General features: G+C 67.0%; 13 protein-coding genes. 11 read left to right on the top strand and 2 right to left on the bottom strand.

Annotated elements, in window-relative coordinates:
• Window positions 1–131 precede the first annotated feature (131 nt).
• From SRAA_RS10995 to SRAA_RS10950, 11 genes are all read left to right on the top strand, one after another.
• A complete protein-coding gene (locus tag SRAA_RS10995) occupies window positions 132–1235 on the top strand; it encodes an ABC transporter ATP-binding protein (RefSeq protein ID WP_045532729.1) in 1104 nt (367 codons plus the stop codon).
• A gap of 48 nt (window positions 1236–1283) precedes the next feature.
• Complete coding sequence (locus tag SRAA_RS10990) at window positions 1284–2180, top strand: ABC transporter permease (protein WP_045533805.1); 897 nt, start codon at window positions 1284–1286, stop codon at window positions 2178–2180.
• Between the two features lie 21 nt (window positions 2181–2201).
• Window positions 2202–3041: an ABC transporter permease gene (locus SRAA_RS10985; protein ID WP_045532727.1), complete on the top strand. Its 840-nt coding sequence runs from the start codon at window positions 2202–2204 to the stop codon at window positions 3039–3041.
• A gap of 18 nt (window positions 3042–3059) precedes the next feature.
• Window positions 3060–4544, top strand: a complete 1485-nt coding sequence (locus SRAA_RS10980; protein WP_045532725.1) for an aldehyde dehydrogenase — start codon at window positions 3060–3062, stop codon at window positions 4542–4544.
• Between the two features lie 90 nt (window positions 4545–4634).
• Entirely contained in the window at window positions 4635–5522 is an 888-nt protein-coding gene (locus SRAA_RS10975) for a lysophospholipid acyltransferase family protein (RefSeq protein WP_052467566.1), read from the top strand.
• A 21-nt stretch (window positions 5523–5543) separates the two neighbouring features.
• Window positions 5544–5732, top strand: a complete 189-nt coding sequence (locus SRAA_RS12345; protein ID WP_082040039.1) for a type II toxin-antitoxin system HicA family toxin — start codon at window positions 5544–5546, stop codon at window positions 5730–5732.
• Window positions 5733–5738: 6 nt separating this feature from the next.
• The gene (locus SRAA_RS10970; protein ID WP_045532723.1) at window positions 5739–5951 is read left to right on the top strand and encodes a type II toxin-antitoxin system HicB family antitoxin; all 213 of its coding nucleotides are present in this window, start codon (window positions 5739–5741) and stop codon (window positions 5949–5951) included.
• A 73-nt stretch (window positions 5952–6024) separates the two neighbouring features.
• Window positions 6025–8028, top strand: coding sequence for a tRNA uridine-5-carboxymethylaminomethyl(34) synthesis enzyme MnmG (mnmG, locus tag SRAA_RS10965; protein ID WP_045532719.1), 2004 nt, complete (start codon window positions 6025–6027; stop codon window positions 8026–8028).
• Window positions 8025–8681, top strand: coding sequence for a 16S rRNA (guanine(527)-N(7))-methyltransferase RsmG (gene rsmG / locus SRAA_RS10960; protein ID WP_045532717.1), 657 nt, complete (start codon window positions 8025–8027; stop codon window positions 8679–8681). The genes mnmG and rsmG overlap by 4 nt, the downstream gene beginning before the upstream one ends.
• Window positions 8682–8886: 205 nt before the next feature.
• On the top strand, window positions 8887–9660 hold the full coding sequence (locus tag SRAA_RS10955; RefSeq protein WP_045532715.1) for a ParA family protein: 774 nt from the start codon (window positions 8887–8889) through the stop codon (window positions 9658–9660).
• Window positions 9661–9716: 56 nt separating this feature from the next.
• Window positions 9717–10703: a ParB/RepB/Spo0J family partition protein gene (locus SRAA_RS10950; protein ID WP_045533801.1), complete on the top strand. Its 987-nt coding sequence runs from the start codon at window positions 9717–9719 to the stop codon at window positions 10701–10703.
• A gap of 72 nt (window positions 10704–10775) precedes the next feature.
• Here SRAA_RS10950 and SRAA_RS12100 read toward each other — a convergent pair whose 3' ends face one another.
• Together SRAA_RS12100 and SRAA_RS10940 are read right to left on the bottom strand one after the other, a co-directional pair.
• Complete coding sequence (locus tag SRAA_RS12100; RefSeq protein ID WP_052467565.1) at window positions 10776–13973, bottom strand: bifunctional diguanylate cyclase/phosphodiesterase; 3198 nt, start codon at window positions 13971–13973, stop codon at window positions 10776–10778.
• Entirely contained in the window at window positions 13970–15403 is a 1434-nt protein-coding gene (locus SRAA_RS10940) for an FAD-binding oxidoreductase (RefSeq protein WP_045532713.1), read from the bottom strand. The genes SRAA_RS12100 and SRAA_RS10940 overlap by 4 nt, the downstream gene beginning before the upstream one ends.
• Window positions 15404–15469 lie beyond the last annotated feature (66 nt).

Raw genomic sequence — 15469 nt, 5'->3', positions numbered from 1 at the left:
CAGCCCCACGCAACCCCTGCAAGGGTTGGCTGGGTAGAGCCCGGTTCACCGTTCACCATTCACAGGCCGCTGGCGCCCCGTTTGGGGTGCGGCGGCCTTCCATCTTGTACAGGGCAGACCGAGGCGCGCACATGCTCCCAGACGCAGGCAAAGAAGGATTTTTGGTCACCGAAAAAGTGGTCAAGCGCTTTGACGAGGCGCTGGCCGTCGATGAGGTGTCGCTCTCGATTGAGCAAGGCGAGATTTTTGCCCTGCTGGGCAGCTCGGGCTGCGGCAAATCGACCCTGCTGCGCATGTTGGCCGGGTTCGAGAAGCCCACTTCGGGGCGCATTTTGCTCGGCGGCCAGGACGTGGCCCAGATGCCGCCCTACGAGCGCCCGATCAACATGATGTTCCAGAGCTACGCGCTGTTTCCGCACCTGGACATCTGGGAAAACGTGGCCTTTGGCTTGAAGCGCGAGGGCTGCCCCAAGGACGAACTCAAGCGCCGTGTCGGCGAAATGCTGGATCTGGTGCAGTTGGGCGACTACGCCCGGCGCAAGCCGCACCAGCTCTCGGGCGGGCAACAGCAGCGCGTGGCGCTGGCGCGCAGCCTGGCCAAACGGCCCAAGCTGCTGCTGCTCGACGAACCGCTGGGGGCGCTGGACAAAAAGCTGCGCGAGCAGACCCAGTTCGAGCTCGTCAACATCATCGAAAAAGTGGGCGTGACCTGCGTCATGGTCACGCACGACCAGGAAGAGGCCATGATCATGGCCCGCCGCATTGCCGTCATGAGCAAGGGCCGGGTGCTGCAAGTCGGTGCCCCGCAGGACATTTACGAGTTTCCCGTGAACCGCTTCGTGGCCGACTTCATTGGCAACGTGAACCTGTTCGACGGCCACCTGAGCGTCGATGAGATCGACCACTGCGCGGTGCAAACCGCGATCGGCGAGGTCCAGATCGGGCACGGCGTCAGCGGTGCGCTGAACATGCCGGTGGCGGTGGCGGTGCGGCCCGAGAAAATTGAAATCTCCAAAACCCGCCCGAGCGGCGTGGATGGCAACCTGTTTAGCGGCCGGGTCAAGGAAATCGCCTACTTCGGCTCCTACAACAGCTTTCTGGTGCAAGCCAGCAACGGCCAGAAAATCAAGATCACCGAGCCCAACACCACCCGCCACGACCTGTCCGACATCACCTGGGAAGACGAAGTCTTTTTCTGGTGGAGCAACCGCGCCGGCGTGGTGCTGCGCGACTGAGCGCCGTTTCAGAAGCGAACCATCGTGGCCAAGCCCTTTCAACTGTCCATGCCCGGCCGGCGCTTCGTCATCGGCGTGCCCTATGCCTGGCTGCTGATCTTTTTCTTTTTGCCTTTTTTGATATTGCTGTACATCAGTTTTGTCGATATGGGCAACGAGGTTCACCCGTTTCAGCCGCTCTGGGACGCCGAGCAAGGTGTGCTGCTGCTCAAGTTCGAGAACTACTGGAGCATTTTCCGCACCGGCCCCGACGGCGCGCTGTTCCAGACCCTGTACGTCGAATCCTACCTGCGTTCGATCGTCTATGCCCTCATCACGGCGCTGCTGTGCCTGGTGATCGGTTACCCCTTCGCTTACTTCATCGCCCGCAGCAAGCCCGAAATTCGGCTGATTCTGCTGATGATGCTGATGCTGCCGTTCTGGACCTCGTTCATGCTGCGCGTCTTTGCCTGGAAGGGCATTTTGAGCGATTTTGGCGTGCTGAATCAGTTTTTGATTTGGGTCGGCGTGACCGAGGAGCCGCTGCGCCTGCTCTACACCGATTTTTCCATGCTGATCGGCATGGTCTATGTCTATCTGCCCTTCATGGTGTTGCCGCTCTACGCCAATCTGGTGAAGATGGATTTCCGACTGCTGGAAGCGGCCTACGACCTCGGGGCCTCGCCCTTCAAGGCCTTTTGGCTGATCACGGTGCCGCTGTCCAAGCCCGGCATCATCGCCGGCATGATGCTGGTCTTCATTCCCTCGATGGGCGAGTTCGTGGTGCCTTCGCTGCTGGGCGGGGCCGACAACCTCATGATCGGGCGCGTGGTCTGGGACGAGATGTTCATCGCCAACAACTGGCCGCGCGCGGCGGCACTGGCGGTGCTGATGCTGGTGCTCATCCTCGTGCCCATGATGCTCTACTTCCGCTACGGCGTGCGCGACAGCGCCGACGGGCGCTGACACCCAGGAGCCCTATCCATCATGACGAATTGGCTCAACAAACACCTGGGCAAAGTCTGGCTGGCGCTGGTGTTCCTGTTTTTGTACGCCCCGCTGGCGTTCATGATCCTGTTTTCTTTCAACAGCACGCGCCAGCACGCGGTGTTCACCGGTTTTTCGCTGCGCTGGTACGAGGCGCTGCTGGCCGATACGCGCATCGTCGAGGGCTTCATCGTGTCCTTGCAGGTGGCCTTCGTGACCGGCTTGCTGGCGGCGGTGCTGGGCACCTTTTGCGCTTTCGTGCTGGTGCGCTACCAGCGTTTTTGGGGCCGCACCGTGTTTTCCGGCATGGCCACGGCCCCCATGGTGATGCCCGAGGTGATCATCGGCTTGTCGCTGCTGCTGCTGATGGTGGGGGCGCAAAACGTGTTCGGCGGCCCCGAGCGCGGCCTGATCACCATCATCATCGGCCACACTTTGCTGGGCATGGCTTTTGCCATGGTGGTGGTGCAGTCGCGCCTGCAAGAGGTGGACCGCAGCATCGAGGAAGCGGCGATGGACCTCGGGGCGCGCCCGCACCAGGTGTTTTTCTTGGTCACGCTGCCCAATATCGCGCCCGCCATTTTGGCGGCTTTTTTGCTGGCCTTCACGCTCTCGTTCGACGACGTGGTGATCACCCTGTTCCTCTCCGGTCCTGGGGTGAGCACGCTGCCGCAGGTGATTTTCAACTTCGCCGTGCGCGGCATCAACCCGACCATCTACGCCGCCGCCACGCTGCTCATCCTCACCGTGACGCTGTTCGTGGTGAGCTACGCGCTGTGGGTGGCGCGCTCGACGCGCAAACGCCAGCGCGAGATGGCGCAAGCGCTGCGCGGTGTTTGATGACCCCGGAGAACCGCCATGAACCCGACTGCCGACACCTTGCGCCTGGACGGGCGCGCCTTCATCGCGGGCCAGCGCGTGGCGGCGCTGGACGGGGCCACCTTCAGCAAGACCTCGCCCATCGACGGCCGCGTGCTGCCCGAGGTGGCGCGCGGTGCGGCGGCCGACATCGACGCCGCAGTGGCGGCCGCCCGGGCAGCCTTCGAAGACCGGCGCTGGGCCGGCCAGGCCCCGGCCAAGCGCAAGCGGGTGCTGCTGCGCTGGGCCGAGCTGCTGCTGCAGCACGCCGACGAGCTGGCCCTGACCGAAACCCTCGACATGGGCAAGCCGCTGCAATACGCCAAGGGCGTGGATGTGGCCGGGGCCGCCAACTGCCTGCGCTGGTTTGGCGAGGCCATCGACAAGGTCTATGACCAGATCGCGCCCACACCCGCCAATGCGCTGGCCCTGATCCAGCGCGAGCCGGTCGGGGTGGTGGGCGTGATCGTGCCCTGGAACTACCCGCTGCTGATGGCGGTCTGGAAAGTGGCCCCGGCGCTGGCGGCGGGCAACGCGGTGGTGCTTAAACCCAGCGAAAAATCGCCTTTCAGCGCGTTGCGGCTGGCCGAACTCGGGCTGCAAGCGGGCCTGCCGCCTGGGGTGCTCAACGTGGTGCCGGGCTACGGGGCCGAGGCGGGGGCGCCGCTGGCGCTGCACCCCGATGTGGATTGCATCGCCTTCACCGGCAGCACCCGCGTGGGCAAGCAGATTCACATCATGGCCGGGCAGAGCAACCTCAAGCGCGCCTGGACCGAGCTGGGCGGCAAGTCGCCCTTCATCGTCTTTGACGACTGCCCCGATCTGGAGCGCGCCGTGCAGGCGGTGGTGGGCAGCGTGTTCTTCAACTGCGGCCAGAGCTGCAACGCCCCCACCCGGCTGCTGCTGCACGCTGCCATCCACGACGCCTTCGTGGCGCGCGCACTGGAACTGCTGCCGCAGTTTCAGCCCGCGCACCCGCTGCTGCCACAAACGGTGCAGGGTGCGCTGGTCGATGAGGCGCAAACCGAGTCCGTGCTGCGCTACATAGCGCTGGGCCAAAGCGAAGGCGCGCAGTTGCTCGCCGGTGGCCAGCGCGTGCACCCGGTACCGGGCGGCTGCTACCTGCAACCCACGATTTTTGGCGGCGTGCGCAGCCACATGCGCATCGCGCGCGAAGAAATCTTTGGCCCGGTGCTGGCGGTGCTGCCCTTTGCCGACGCCGCCGAAGCGGTGCGGCTGGCCAACGATAGCATCTATGGCTTGCAGGCCTCGGTCTGGAGCCGCGACATCAACCGCGCCCACGGCGTGGCGCGGGCGCTGCGCGCGGGCACCATCCACGTCAACCAGTACGACGAGGACGACATCACCGTGCCCTTTGGCGGCTACAAGCAAAGCGGCATGGGGCGCGACAAATCGCTGCACGCCTTCGACAAATACACCGAACTCAAAACCACTTGGCTGCGCATCGACAGCCCGCTGCTTTGAGCCGGGCGGTGGTTGCGATGCCCGGCCCCGCGAACCCCACCCACAGCGACGCCCACCCCGACATCCGTGCCGACACCTGAGCCGTCTTCTGTGCCAACGATTGCCGAACCAACCGCCCCAGCGCCGCCAGGCCCGCTGTGGCTGCGTGCGCTGGCGCACCTGCCCTTGCCGCTGTGGCGCGCGCTCGGGGCGCTGGTGGCGCTGCTGCTGCTGCTGGCCAAGCGCCGGCGCCAGATCGCCCGGCGCAACCTGCAACTGTGTTTCCCCGAGGCCACGCCGTGGCAGCGGCGGCGCTGGCTCTGGCAGGCCTTCAGGCACTTGGCGCAATCGGCGCTGGACCGGGTCTGGCTCTGGCACGGCAGCGCGGCGCTGGTGCGCCGGCGGGTGCGGCTCGACGACCCGCAGCAGGTGCTGCAGCGCCCCGGCCCGATGGTGTATTTTGCGCCCCACTTCAGCGGCCTCGACGCCTGCTGGACGCGCATCACGCTCGAAGTCGAGCGCCCATGGATCACGGTCTATTCGCCGCAAAAGCGGCCCTGGCTGGAGCGCTGGGTAAACCTTGGGCGCGCACGCTTCGGTGCGCCGCGCCTGGTCTCGCGCCGCGAAAGCATCCGCCCGGTGCTGCGCGGCCTGCACGAGGGGGCCGCCTTGATGCTGTTGCCCGATATGGACCTAGGTGCGCATAACGCGGTGTTCGTGCCCTTCTTTGGCGTGCCGGCCGCCACCGTGACGGCGCTGTCGCGCTACGCCAGCGCCGCCCGGGCCCCCGTGGCCAGCCTGATCTGCCGCATGACGCCCAGTGGCTACCAACTCGACGTCTCGCCGCTGTGGCCCGATTTCCCCAGCGGCGACGATGCCGCCGACGCGCAGCGCATGAACGCCACGCTCGAAAGCGCCGTGCGCCAGACCCCGGGCCAGTACCACTGGCTGCACCGGCGCTTCAAGAGCCGGCCGCCGGGGCAGGCGTCGGTGTATTGAGGCTTGTGGTATCTTTCCCCCATGAAGGTCGGCGAGGTCCTGAGACTGCTCCAAGCAGATGGGTGGCGTCTGGTTGCGACTCGTGGAAGCCATCGCCAATACAAGCATGCCAGCAAGCCTGGTCGCGTCACTGTTCCCGGCAAACCGAGCGATGAGCTGGCACCCGGCACCCTGAACAGCATTCGCAAGCAGGCTGATTTGAAATTGTGAGGACTTATGCGCTACGCCATCGTCATTGAAAAGGCCGCAGCCAACTACTCGGCTTATGTTCCCGATCTGCCGGGTTGCGTAGCCACGGGCACAACCGTCGCTGAAGTCGAAGCCGAGTTGCGCGAGGCAATCGCCTTTCACCTCGAAGGGCTGCGCGAAGACGGCATAGCCATTCCAGACGGTTCCAGCCAAGTTGAATACATCGAGGTTGTTGCGTAGCAGGTCAGCGACCTAAAATCGCCCCTTTGCGCCGCGCCTTTGCGGCTGCGCGTGTAGGCAAGGCGGACATGGCATGTGGTACCCGGAAGAATTTGATGTGATCGTGGTCGGCGGCGGGCACGCCGGGACCGAGGCCGCCTTGGCGGCGGCGCGCATGGGTTGCGCCACCCTGCTGCTGACCCACAACATCGAGACCCTGGGCCAGATGAGCTGCAATCCCAGCATCGGCGGCATCGGCAAGGGGCATCTGGTGCGCGAAGTCGATGCGCTCGGCGGGGCCATGGCGCTGGCCACCGACGCGGCCGGGATCCAGTTTCGCATCCTCAACTCCAGCAAGGGGCCGGCGGTGCGCGCCACCCGGGCCCAGGCCGACCGGCTGCTGTACAAGGCGGCGATTCGCCAGCAGTTGGAAAACCAGCCCAACCTGACGCTGTTTCAGCAGGCGGTCGATGACCTGCTGCTCGACGCCGACGCCAGCGGCGCGCGCGTGGCAGGGGCGGTGACGCAGACCGGCATCCGCTTTCGCGCCCGCGCCGTGGTGCTCACGGCCGGCACCTTTCTGGATGGAAAAATCCACATCGGGCTGCAAAACCACCCCGGTGGCCGCGCCGGGGATGCGCCCGCGCAGCGCCTCTCGGCCCGGCTCAAAGAGCTGCAACTGCCGCAAGGGCGGCTCAAGACCGGCACCCCGCCGCGGCTGGACGGGCGCAGCATCGACTTTTCCCGCTGCACCGAGCAGCCCGGCGACGGCATGCCGGGCGGGGCCAACGCCGAGCGGCCGCTGCCGGTGTTTAGCTTCATGGGCCAGCCCGCCATGCACCCGGCCCAGTTGCCGTGCTGGATCACGCACACCAACGAGCGCACGCACGAGATCATCCGCTCCGGCTTTGACCGCAGCCCGATGTACACCGGCCAGATCGAGGGCGTGGGGCCGCGCTACTGCCCGAGCGTGGAAGACAAGATCAAGCGCTTTGCCGGCAAAGACAGCCACCAGATTTTTTTGGAGCCCGAGGGCCTGACGACGAACGAGTTCTACCCCAACGGCATCTCCACCAGCCTGCCGTTCGACATCCAGCTCGAACTGGTGCGCAGCATCGAAGGGCTGGAGCGCGCGCACATCCTGCGCCCCGGCTACGCGATCGAGTACGACTACTTCGACCCGCGCGCGCTGCGCAGCAGCTTCGAGACGCGCCAGATCGGCGGCCTGTTTTTTGCCGGCCAGATCAACGGCACCACCGGTTACGAGGAAGCGGCGGCGCAGGGCCTGTACGCCGGCCTCAACGCCGCCTTGCAGGTGCGCGGGCAAGCAGCCTGGTTGCCGGGGCGCGACCAGGCTTATCTGGGCGTGCTGGTGGATGATTTGGTCACCCAAGGCGTGAGCGAGCCCTACCGCATGTTCACCAGCCGGGCCGAGTACCGGCTGCAACTGCGTGAAGACAACGCCGACCTGCGCCTGACCGAAATCGGGCACCGGCTCGGCCTGGTGGATGAAGCGCGCTGGAGCGTTTTTTGCCGCAAGCGCGACGCGCTGGCACGCGAGACCGAGCGTCTCAAATCCACCTGGGTGAACCCGCGCACGCTCTCGCAGCCCGAGGCCGAGCGCGTGCTGGGCAAGGCGATCGAGCGCGAGTACCCGCTGTTCGAGCTGTTGCGCCGCCCTGGCGTGGGCTACGAGGCGTTGCTGAGCCTGGAAGGCGGGCGCTGGCGGCCTGCAACTGGCGCGGAGCCGGACGACCCGCGCCCCGTGGTTTCACGTGAAACCTTGGACGATGGCTACGCAGCCGTGGTGGAGCAGATCGAAATTGCGGCCCAGTACGCGGGCTACATCGAGCGCCAGCGCGATGAAGTCGAGCGCGGCGCCGCCTACGAAAACCTGCGCCTGCCTGCCGACATGGACTACCACCAGGTGGCGGCGCTGAGCATCGAGGTGCGGCAAAAGCTGTCGGCGCAGCGCCCCGAGACGCTGGGCCAGGCGGCCCGCATTTCGGGCGTGACGCCGGCGGCGATTTCGCTGCTGCTGATCCACCTCAAGCGCAGCCGGGGGCGCGAATTTGCTCTGCCAGGGTCAGCGCCGTGAGTCATCCGCTCGCCGAGGGCTTGCGCAGCGGCTTGGCCGAATTGCAACTGGACTTGAGCCCGGCGCAACAGCAGTGCCTGCTCGACTACGCCGATTGGCTGCTCAAATGGAACCGGGTCTATAACCTGAGCGCGCTGCGCCAGCCGCAGCAGGTGCTCACGCACCACCTGCTCGACAGTCTGGCGGTCTGCGCCCCGGTGCAGTGCCAGTTGGCCGCGCTCGGGCTGGCGCAGCCGCCTCGCCTGCTCGATGTGGGCTCGGGCGGCGGCTTGCCGGGCGTGGTGCTGGCGATTGCCGACCCGGCGCTGCTGGTGCGCTGCGTCGATGCGGTGGCCAAAAAGGCGCTGTTCATCAGCCAGGTGGCGGCGGCGCTGCGCCTGCCCAATCTGCAGGGGCAGCACGCGCGCGTCGAACAGATTGAGCAGCCGCACGACCTGGTGCTGTCGCGCGCCTTTGCCTCGCTGGCCGATTTCACGCGCTTGTCCCAGGCGGCGCTGGCACCGCAAGGGCTGTGGCTGGCGCTCAAGGGCAAATGGCCGCACGAGGAAATCGCAGCGCTGCCGCCCGAAATCGAGGTGTTTCACGTGGAACCGATCACCGTTCCGGGGCTGGATGCCGAGCGCTGCCTGATCTGGATGCGGCGCCGCGCCTGAGCCTGAGGCGCTTGCGGCAGATGGGTTATGAGCGCTCCTGCCGCCGCTAGGCCCCGCTTGGGGCACTCTGGTGGCGTGCGCTCCTAGGCCAAGGCAGGCTCAGCCGCGCAAGGCTTACACTTGCCCCATTGCAAGTCCCCAACCCTACCCACCGCGCAGCGCAACGGATCGCAGCGACTCACCCGCACGCTTCACCCCACGTTACATGGCCAAAACCTTCTGTGTCGCCAACCAAAAAGGTGGTGTAGGCAAGACCACCACCGCCGTCAACTTGGCTGCGGGCTTGGCGCTGGTCGGGCAGCGCGTGCTGCTGATCGACCTCGACCCGCAAGGCAACGCCACCATGGGCTCGGGGGTGGACAAGCGCGCGCTGCAGCATACGGTCTATGACGTGCTGCTCGGCAGCACCGCGCTGGCGCAGGCCGTGGTACCGGCCGGACCCGGTTGCGGCTACCAAGTGTTGGGGGCCAACCGCGAGCTGGCCGGGGCCGAAATCGAGCTGGTCGAGCTGCCGCAGCGCGAGCTGCGCCTCAAGCTGGCGCTGGCCCCCGTCGATGCCGATTACGATTTTGTGCTCATCGACTGCCCGCCCGCCCTGAGCCTGCTCACCCTCAACGGCCTGTGCGCGGCGCACGGCGTGGTGGTGCCGATGCAGTGCGAGTACTTTGCGCTCGAAGGCTTGTCGGATTTGGTCAACACCATCAAGCAGGTGCACGCCAACCTGAACCGCGAGCTCAAGCTGATCGGGCTGCTGCGCGTGATGTTCGACCCACGCATCACCTTGCAGCAGCAGGTGAGCGAGCAGTTGAAAACGCATTTTGGCGACAAGGTGTTCGACAGCGTGATCCCGCGCAACGTGCGCCTGGCCGAAGCCCCCAGCTATGGCCAGCCCGGTGTGGTGTTCGACCCCGGCGCACGCGGCAGCAAAGCCTTTGTCGAATTTGCGCGCGAAATGGTGGCGCGCATCGACAAGCTATGAGCCGATCCAGCCCCCAAGCCCAGCCCCCAGCGCCTGATCGCATTCCACTCAAAGCCATGCTGAACAAAAAAACCAAAGGATTGGGCCGCGGGCTCGAAGCGCTGCTGGGGCCGCGGCTCGACGAGGGCGACAGCCTGGACCCGGCGCAGCGCGAGCTGCCGCACCAGCTTGCTCTGAGCGACCTCGTGCCCGGCACCTACCAGCCGCGCACGCGCATGGACGAAGGCGCGCTGTACGAGCTGGCAGAAAGCATCAAGGCGCAGGGCATCATGCAGCCGATCCTGGTGCGCCGGCTGGCGCAAGGCGATGGCGAGCGCCGCTTGGCTGTGTGGCAGGCGCAGCAGGGGCAGGCCGAGGCCGTGCGCGGCGCGCGCCCGGTGTACGAAATCATCGCCGGCGAGCGGCGCTTTCGGGCGGCGGCACTGGCCGGGCTGGACACGGTGCCGGTGCTGGTGCGCGATGTGCCCGATGAGGCCGCCGCCGCCATGGCGCTGATCGAAAACATCCAGCGCGAAGACCTCAATCCGCTCGAAGAGGCGCAGGGCCTGCAGCGGCTGCTGCACGAATTTGGCCTCACGCACGAGCAGGCGGCGCAGGCGGTGGGGCGCTCGCGCAGCGCCACCAGCAACCTGCTGCGACTGCTCAACCTGGCCGAGCCGGTGCAGGCGCTGCTGCTGGCGGGCGACATCGACATGGGGCACGCCCGCGCTCTGCTGGGGCTGCAAGGGGCGACGCAGATCACGGCCGCGCACCAAATCAGCGCCAAGGCGCTTTCGGTGCGCGAGGCCGAGCGGCTGGTCAAAAAGCTCTCGGCCGAATTCCGCCTCACGCCGCCAGCGCCAGCCCCAGAGAAGCCGCGCGACCTGTTGCGGTTGGAGCAAGAGCTCTCGGACCACTTCACCGCGCGGGTCGAGCTGCGCCTCAAAAGCCGCAGCCCGCGCAAGGGGCGCAGCAGCAACCACCCCGAGCAGGGGGAGTTGGCGATTGGCTTTGCCTCACTCGACGAGCTCAATGGCCTGATCGAGCGCCTGCGCGCGGCCTGAACGCGGCGCGATCACGGCCCGAGCGTGGCCGCAATCCGGGCCATGCCCCCAGGGCGGCACGCTCTGGCGCTATCAGGCCCCGTGGTCTGCCTCGCCAGCCGACAGCCAGCGTGCCAGCAGCGCCTCGGCCGGCTCCGGGCGGCCAAACAGATAGCCCTGCATCAGCGCCCCGGGGTGGCGCCGGAAAACCGCAGCCTGTTCCTCGGTCTCCACCCCTTCGGCCACCACCCGCAGCTGCATCAGGCTGGCCACCGACAACATGGCCGCCACCAGCGCCGCATCGCCCGGGTTGTGTGGGGCGTCTTGGACAAAACTGCGGTCGATTTTTAGTTCGTGGATGGGCAATGTTTTGAGGTAGGAGAGCGAGGAGTAGCCGGTGCCAAAATCGTCGATGGAAAAGCGCACCCCCAAGCCAGACAGAAAGCCCATGCGCTCGATCACCTGCTCCACTTGGCGCAGCACCACGCCTTCGGTGAACTCCAGCATCAGGTCGTCGCCGGAGGCCTCGTGGCGCTGCAACACCTGCTGCAAGCGCTGGCTGAAGTCGGCTTGGTGGAACTGGTGCGGGCTGATGTTGACCGAAATCGGCAGCGGGCGCCCCAGCGTGCGCAGCCGTCCTAGCCAGGCGCAGGCCTGCTCCAGCACCCATTGGCCCAAGGGCTCGATCAGCCCCGATTCTTCGGCCAGTCCGATGAACTGCACCGGCCCCATGAGGCCGCGCTGCGGGTGTTGCCAGCGCACCAGCGCCTCGGCGCTGACCATGCGCCCGTGTGCATCGACTTGCGGCTGCAAATACAGGCGCAATTCGCCAGCCTCGATGCCGCGCCGCAGGTCTTGCTCCAGAGAAAAGCGCTCGGCCACCCACTGGCCCATGCGGGCGTCAAAAAACACGCTCTGGTTGCCGCCGGCGTCTTTGGCTTGGTGCAGCGCCGTATCGGCCCGGCGCAGGGCCTCGGCGGCGCGCTCGTCGGCAATGCCGTCGAGCAGCGTGACGCCGATGCTCAGGCTCAGGCTCAAGCTCAGCGCATCGGGGCCCACCGCCACGGTTTGTTCGAACAGGCGGTGCAAGTCGCTGGCGCGGCGCATCAGGGCCGCCGCCGCCAAGCTGGCGTCGTGCCCGAGATCGACCATCAGCAGCGCGAATTCGTCCCCGTTGAGGTGCGCCAGCAGTTCTTTGGCGGCGGCCGCGTCGGGCTCCTGCACCTGCTGGCGCAAGCGCTCGGACACCGCCAGCAGCACCGCGTCGCCTTCGGTGCGGCCCAGGGCGTCGTTGAGGGCCTTGAAGCGGTCAAGGTTGAGGATCAGCAGCCCGGCATACTCCCCGTTGCCGTTGCTGTTGCCGTTGCCGTTGCGGTGGCGCAAGGCTCGGCCAATGTCGGCCAGCAGCCGCTGCCGGTTGGGCAAGCCCGTGAGCGGGTCGAACCAGGCCAGCAGCTCGATCTGTGCCTCGGCGTTGCGCTGCGCCGTCACGTCCATTTGCACGGCGATGTATTGCAGCACCTGCCCCCCGTGGTCGTCGCGCAGGGGCGCGATGGTGGCGGCCATGTGGCAGTGGCTGCCGTCTTTGCGGGTGTTGATGAGTTCACCCTGCCAGATGTGGCCCGCCAGCAGCGCCTGCCACATCTGGCGGTAGGTTTCGCTCGGGGTGCGGCTCGATTGCAGCAAGCGCGGGTTTTGACCCTGCACCTCGGTGGCGCTGTAGCCGCTGATGCGCTCGAAGGCCGGGTTCACGTACTCGATCGCCCCTTGCTCGTCGGTGATGATGACCGCCACTGGGCTTTGTGCCGTGGCTTGCGAGAGCAGGCGAATTTGCCGCTCGGCGCGGCGGCGCTCACGGATGTCGCGCGAAACACCCTGCACCTGGGCCGGACGACCCAGTGCGTCGAACACGATGCGGGCTGAGATTTCGACCGGCACGGCTTGACCGTCTTTGTGTCGATGGCTGAGTTCAATCCAGATGTTTTGGGCGCTGGCGTCTCCTGCCGCCAAGCGCTCAAGGTGGCTGCGCAAAACCGCTCGAATGTTCGCAACCACAGCGGGTTCGAACATGGCGGCTAGTGGCAAGTGGGTGCGCTCTTGGGGGTCGTAGCCCAAAAGCCGCTCAACCGACGGACTGACGTAGAGCTGGCGTTCGTCGGCGATATCGTACAGCCAGACCACGTCGTTGGCGTTTTCTGCCAGCAGCCGGTAGCGCGCCTCGCTCTCGCTCAAGCGCGCTTGCGTGCGCTCCAGCGCCGCCAGCGCCTCTTTGGCGCTGGCGAGCTGGCGCCGTTGCAGCAACATGCGCGTGCCACCCAGCGCCAGCAGCAGCGCCAGCGTGCCGATCAGGCCTAGGCTGAGCAAGCTGCGCTGCGCCCCGCTCATCAGTTCGGCGTGGTCGGCCTCCACCTGCACCACCCAGTCGGTTCCCTCCACCGGCAGCAGCACCGCCAGCGCCCGGTTGCCCAGGTCGTCCGGGCCGTGCACCAGCGTGCCGGTGCCGATCTCGCCGCGCAGCAGGCGCTGGGCGAAGGTGTGCGCCGGGTCGGGCGCGTGCGCGGTGTCGGATGCGGCGGGCAGATAGGACCAGTAGTGCACCTGCTGTGCGCGGATCGAAAACAGCCGTGCGCTGCCACTGGTGTGCGCCAGCGGCCACTGCGTGAGGGCGGCGTGAAAATAAGGGGGTCGTTGTGCGTGCAGCGCCACCAGCGCCGGGGCGTGGCCGGCCGGGTCCAGCAGCCCCACATAAGCCAGTTGCACCTGGCCCTGCGCATCGCGCCACGGGCCTACCACCAGGGCCCGCCCCTGCGTGCGCACGGCTTGCAGGCCAGCGCTCAAGGTCGGGTGGCTGGGCGAGGCGTGTGAGGCGGAATGCCACAGGCTTTGCAGGCTGGAGTCGAACAGCTCGATGGAGGCGATCGAGGGCGCGTGGGCGTAGTCGTGCAGCAGCTTGCTCATCAGTTGCATGCGCTCGATGCCCGGTTGGATTTGGTGTTGCGCCCAAAGCTGCTCCAAGTCGTTGCGGTATTGCAACAGTTCAGCGGCGGCCAGTCGTTCCCGATGCCAGTCGGCCAGCCGCTGCGCCATGCTGAAGGCGGTGGCCTGCAGGTGCGCCTCGGCGCGCGCATGGGCTTGTTGCCACGAGTACCCGCCCGCCAGCGCGGTGGCGGTGGCGATGGCCACGCCGATCAGCCCCGCCACCAGCCACGACAGCCCCAAGGCGGGCCGCGTGCCGCCGTTGCGCGGGGCGGGGCCTTCGCCGTTGCTGGTGGTGGACTGTTGCAGGCTCACAAAAAAATCTTGCCCGGATTGAAAATGCCGTGCGGGTCGAGTGCCTGTTTCAGGCTGCGCATGGCGTCGAGGGCCACCGGGCCGGCTTCTTGGCGCAAAAAGTCGATCTTGTGCAAGCCCACGCCGTGCTCGCCGCTGCAGGTGCCGTCGAGCGCCAGCGCGCGCGAGACCAGGCGCTGGTTCAGCCCTTCGGCCACGGCGCGCTCGGCGGCGCTGTGCGGGTCGATCAGGTAGCCAAAGTGGAAGTTGCCGTCGCCCACGTGGCCCACCAGAAAATAGGGCAAGCCCGAGGCTTCGGCGTCGGCCACCGAAGCCAGCAGGCAATCGGCCAGGCGGCTGATCGGCACGCAGGCGTCGGTGGTGATGGCGCGGCAGCCGGGCCGGGTTTGCAGCGCGGCAAAGTAAGCCTGGTGCCGCGCCGCCCAGAGCCGGCTGCGCTGCTCGGGCGTGTCGGCCCACTCAAAGTCAGCGCCGCCGTGCTCGTGGCAAATTTCCTGCACCTGCTCGGTCTGCTCGCGCACCGCAGCGGGTGAGCCGTGGAACTCCATCAGCAGCAGCGGCTGCTCGCGCAACCCGAGCTTGGCGTGCGCGTTGACGGCGCGCACTGTGGCGGCGTCGAGCAGCTCGCAGCGCGCGATCGGCACCCCGTATTGGATGGTGGCGATGGTGCTGCGCACCGCCGCCTCGATGCTGGGAAAGCCGCAAATCGCCGCCACCACCGCCTGCGGCAGCGGGTACAGGCGCAGCGTGAGCTCGGTGATCACGCCCAGCGTGCCTTCGCTGCCCACAAACAGGCGCGTGAGGTCGTAGCCGGCGCTGGACTTGCGTGCGCGGCTGCCGGTGCGCAGCACCTCGCCGTGGGCGTTGACCACTTCGAGCGCCAGCACGTTGTCGCGCAGGGTGCCGTAGCGCACCGCATTGGTGCCGCTGGCGCGGGTGGCGGCCATGCCGCCCAAGCTGGCGTCGGCGCCGGGGTCGATCGGGAAAAACAAGCCCTGCTCGCGCAGCGCCGCGTTGAGCTGCATGCGCGTCACGCCCGGCTGCACGGTGGCGCTCAGGTCCTCGGGGTGCAGCGCCAGCACGCGGTTCATGCGCATCAAATCCAGGCTGATGCCGCCCTGCACCGCCAGCAACTGCCCTTCGAGCGAGGAACCGGCGCCAAAGGGGATCAGCGGCACCCGGTGCTGCGCGCACAGGCGCACCGCGTCGGCCACATCGGCGGTGGATTCGGCATAGACCACGGCATCGGGCGGCGGCACACCGACGTAGGCCGATTCGTCGCGCCCGTGCTGTTCGCGCTGCGCCAGCGCGGTGCTGCACTGGCCCGGCCCAAAGCGCTGCTGCAATGCGGCCAAGAAGGCCGGGGGCAGAGGGGATGTGTTCAGCGCAGCGGGGCTGGCGGTCGCTGGCTGCTCGGAGATCGTGTTCATGGGTGAAATTCTATAAACACCCTGTCTGAAAATCTTTTGCAGCAAAGGATACCATGGTGCAATCAG

This window comes from Serpentinimonas raichei, assembly GCF_000828895.1.
In the GTDB taxonomy this organism is placed as follows: domain Bacteria; phylum Pseudomonadota; class Gammaproteobacteria; order Burkholderiales; family Burkholderiaceae_C; genus Serpentinimonas; species Serpentinimonas raichei.
Note: the sequence above shows the minus strand (reverse complement) of the source record. Positions and strands in the feature narration are given on the sequence as shown.

What these genes read in the sequence shown, in the direction of transcription:
- SRAA_RS10940 (WP_045532713.1), bottom strand. Translation starts at nt 15,403, where the DNA reads ATGAACACGATCTCCGAGCAGCCAGCGACCGCCAGCCCCGCTGCGCTG.
- SRAA_RS10990 (WP_045533805.1), top strand. Translation starts at nt 1,284, where the DNA reads ATGCCCGGCCGGCGCTTCGTCATCGGCGTGCCCTATGCCTGGCTGCTG.
- SRAA_RS10980 (WP_045532725.1), top strand. Translation starts at nt 3,060, where the DNA reads ATGAACCCGACTGCCGACACCTTGCGCCTGGACGGGCGCGCCTTCATC.
- mnmG (WP_045532719.1), top strand. Translation starts at nt 6,025, where the DNA reads ATGTGGTACCCGGAAGAATTTGATGTGATCGTGGTCGGCGGCGGGCAC.
- SRAA_RS12345 (WP_082040039.1), top strand. Translation starts at nt 5,544, where the DNA reads ATGAAGGTCGGCGAGGTCCTGAGACTGCTCCAAGCAGATGGGTGGCGT.
- SRAA_RS10955 (WP_045532715.1), top strand. Translation starts at nt 8,887, where the DNA reads ATGGCCAAAACCTTCTGTGTCGCCAACCAAAAAGGTGGTGTAGGCAAG.
- SRAA_RS10985 (WP_045532727.1), top strand. Translation starts at nt 2,202, where the DNA reads ATGACGAATTGGCTCAACAAACACCTGGGCAAAGTCTGGCTGGCGCTG.
- SRAA_RS10995 (WP_045532729.1), top strand. Translation starts at nt 132, where the DNA reads ATGCTCCCAGACGCAGGCAAAGAAGGATTTTTGGTCACCGAAAAAGTG.
- SRAA_RS10950 (WP_045533801.1), top strand. Translation starts at nt 9,717, where the DNA reads ATGCTGAACAAAAAAACCAAAGGATTGGGCCGCGGGCTCGAAGCGCTG.
- SRAA_RS10970 (WP_045532723.1), top strand. Translation starts at nt 5,739, where the DNA reads ATGCGCTACGCCATCGTCATTGAAAAGGCCGCAGCCAACTACTCGGCT.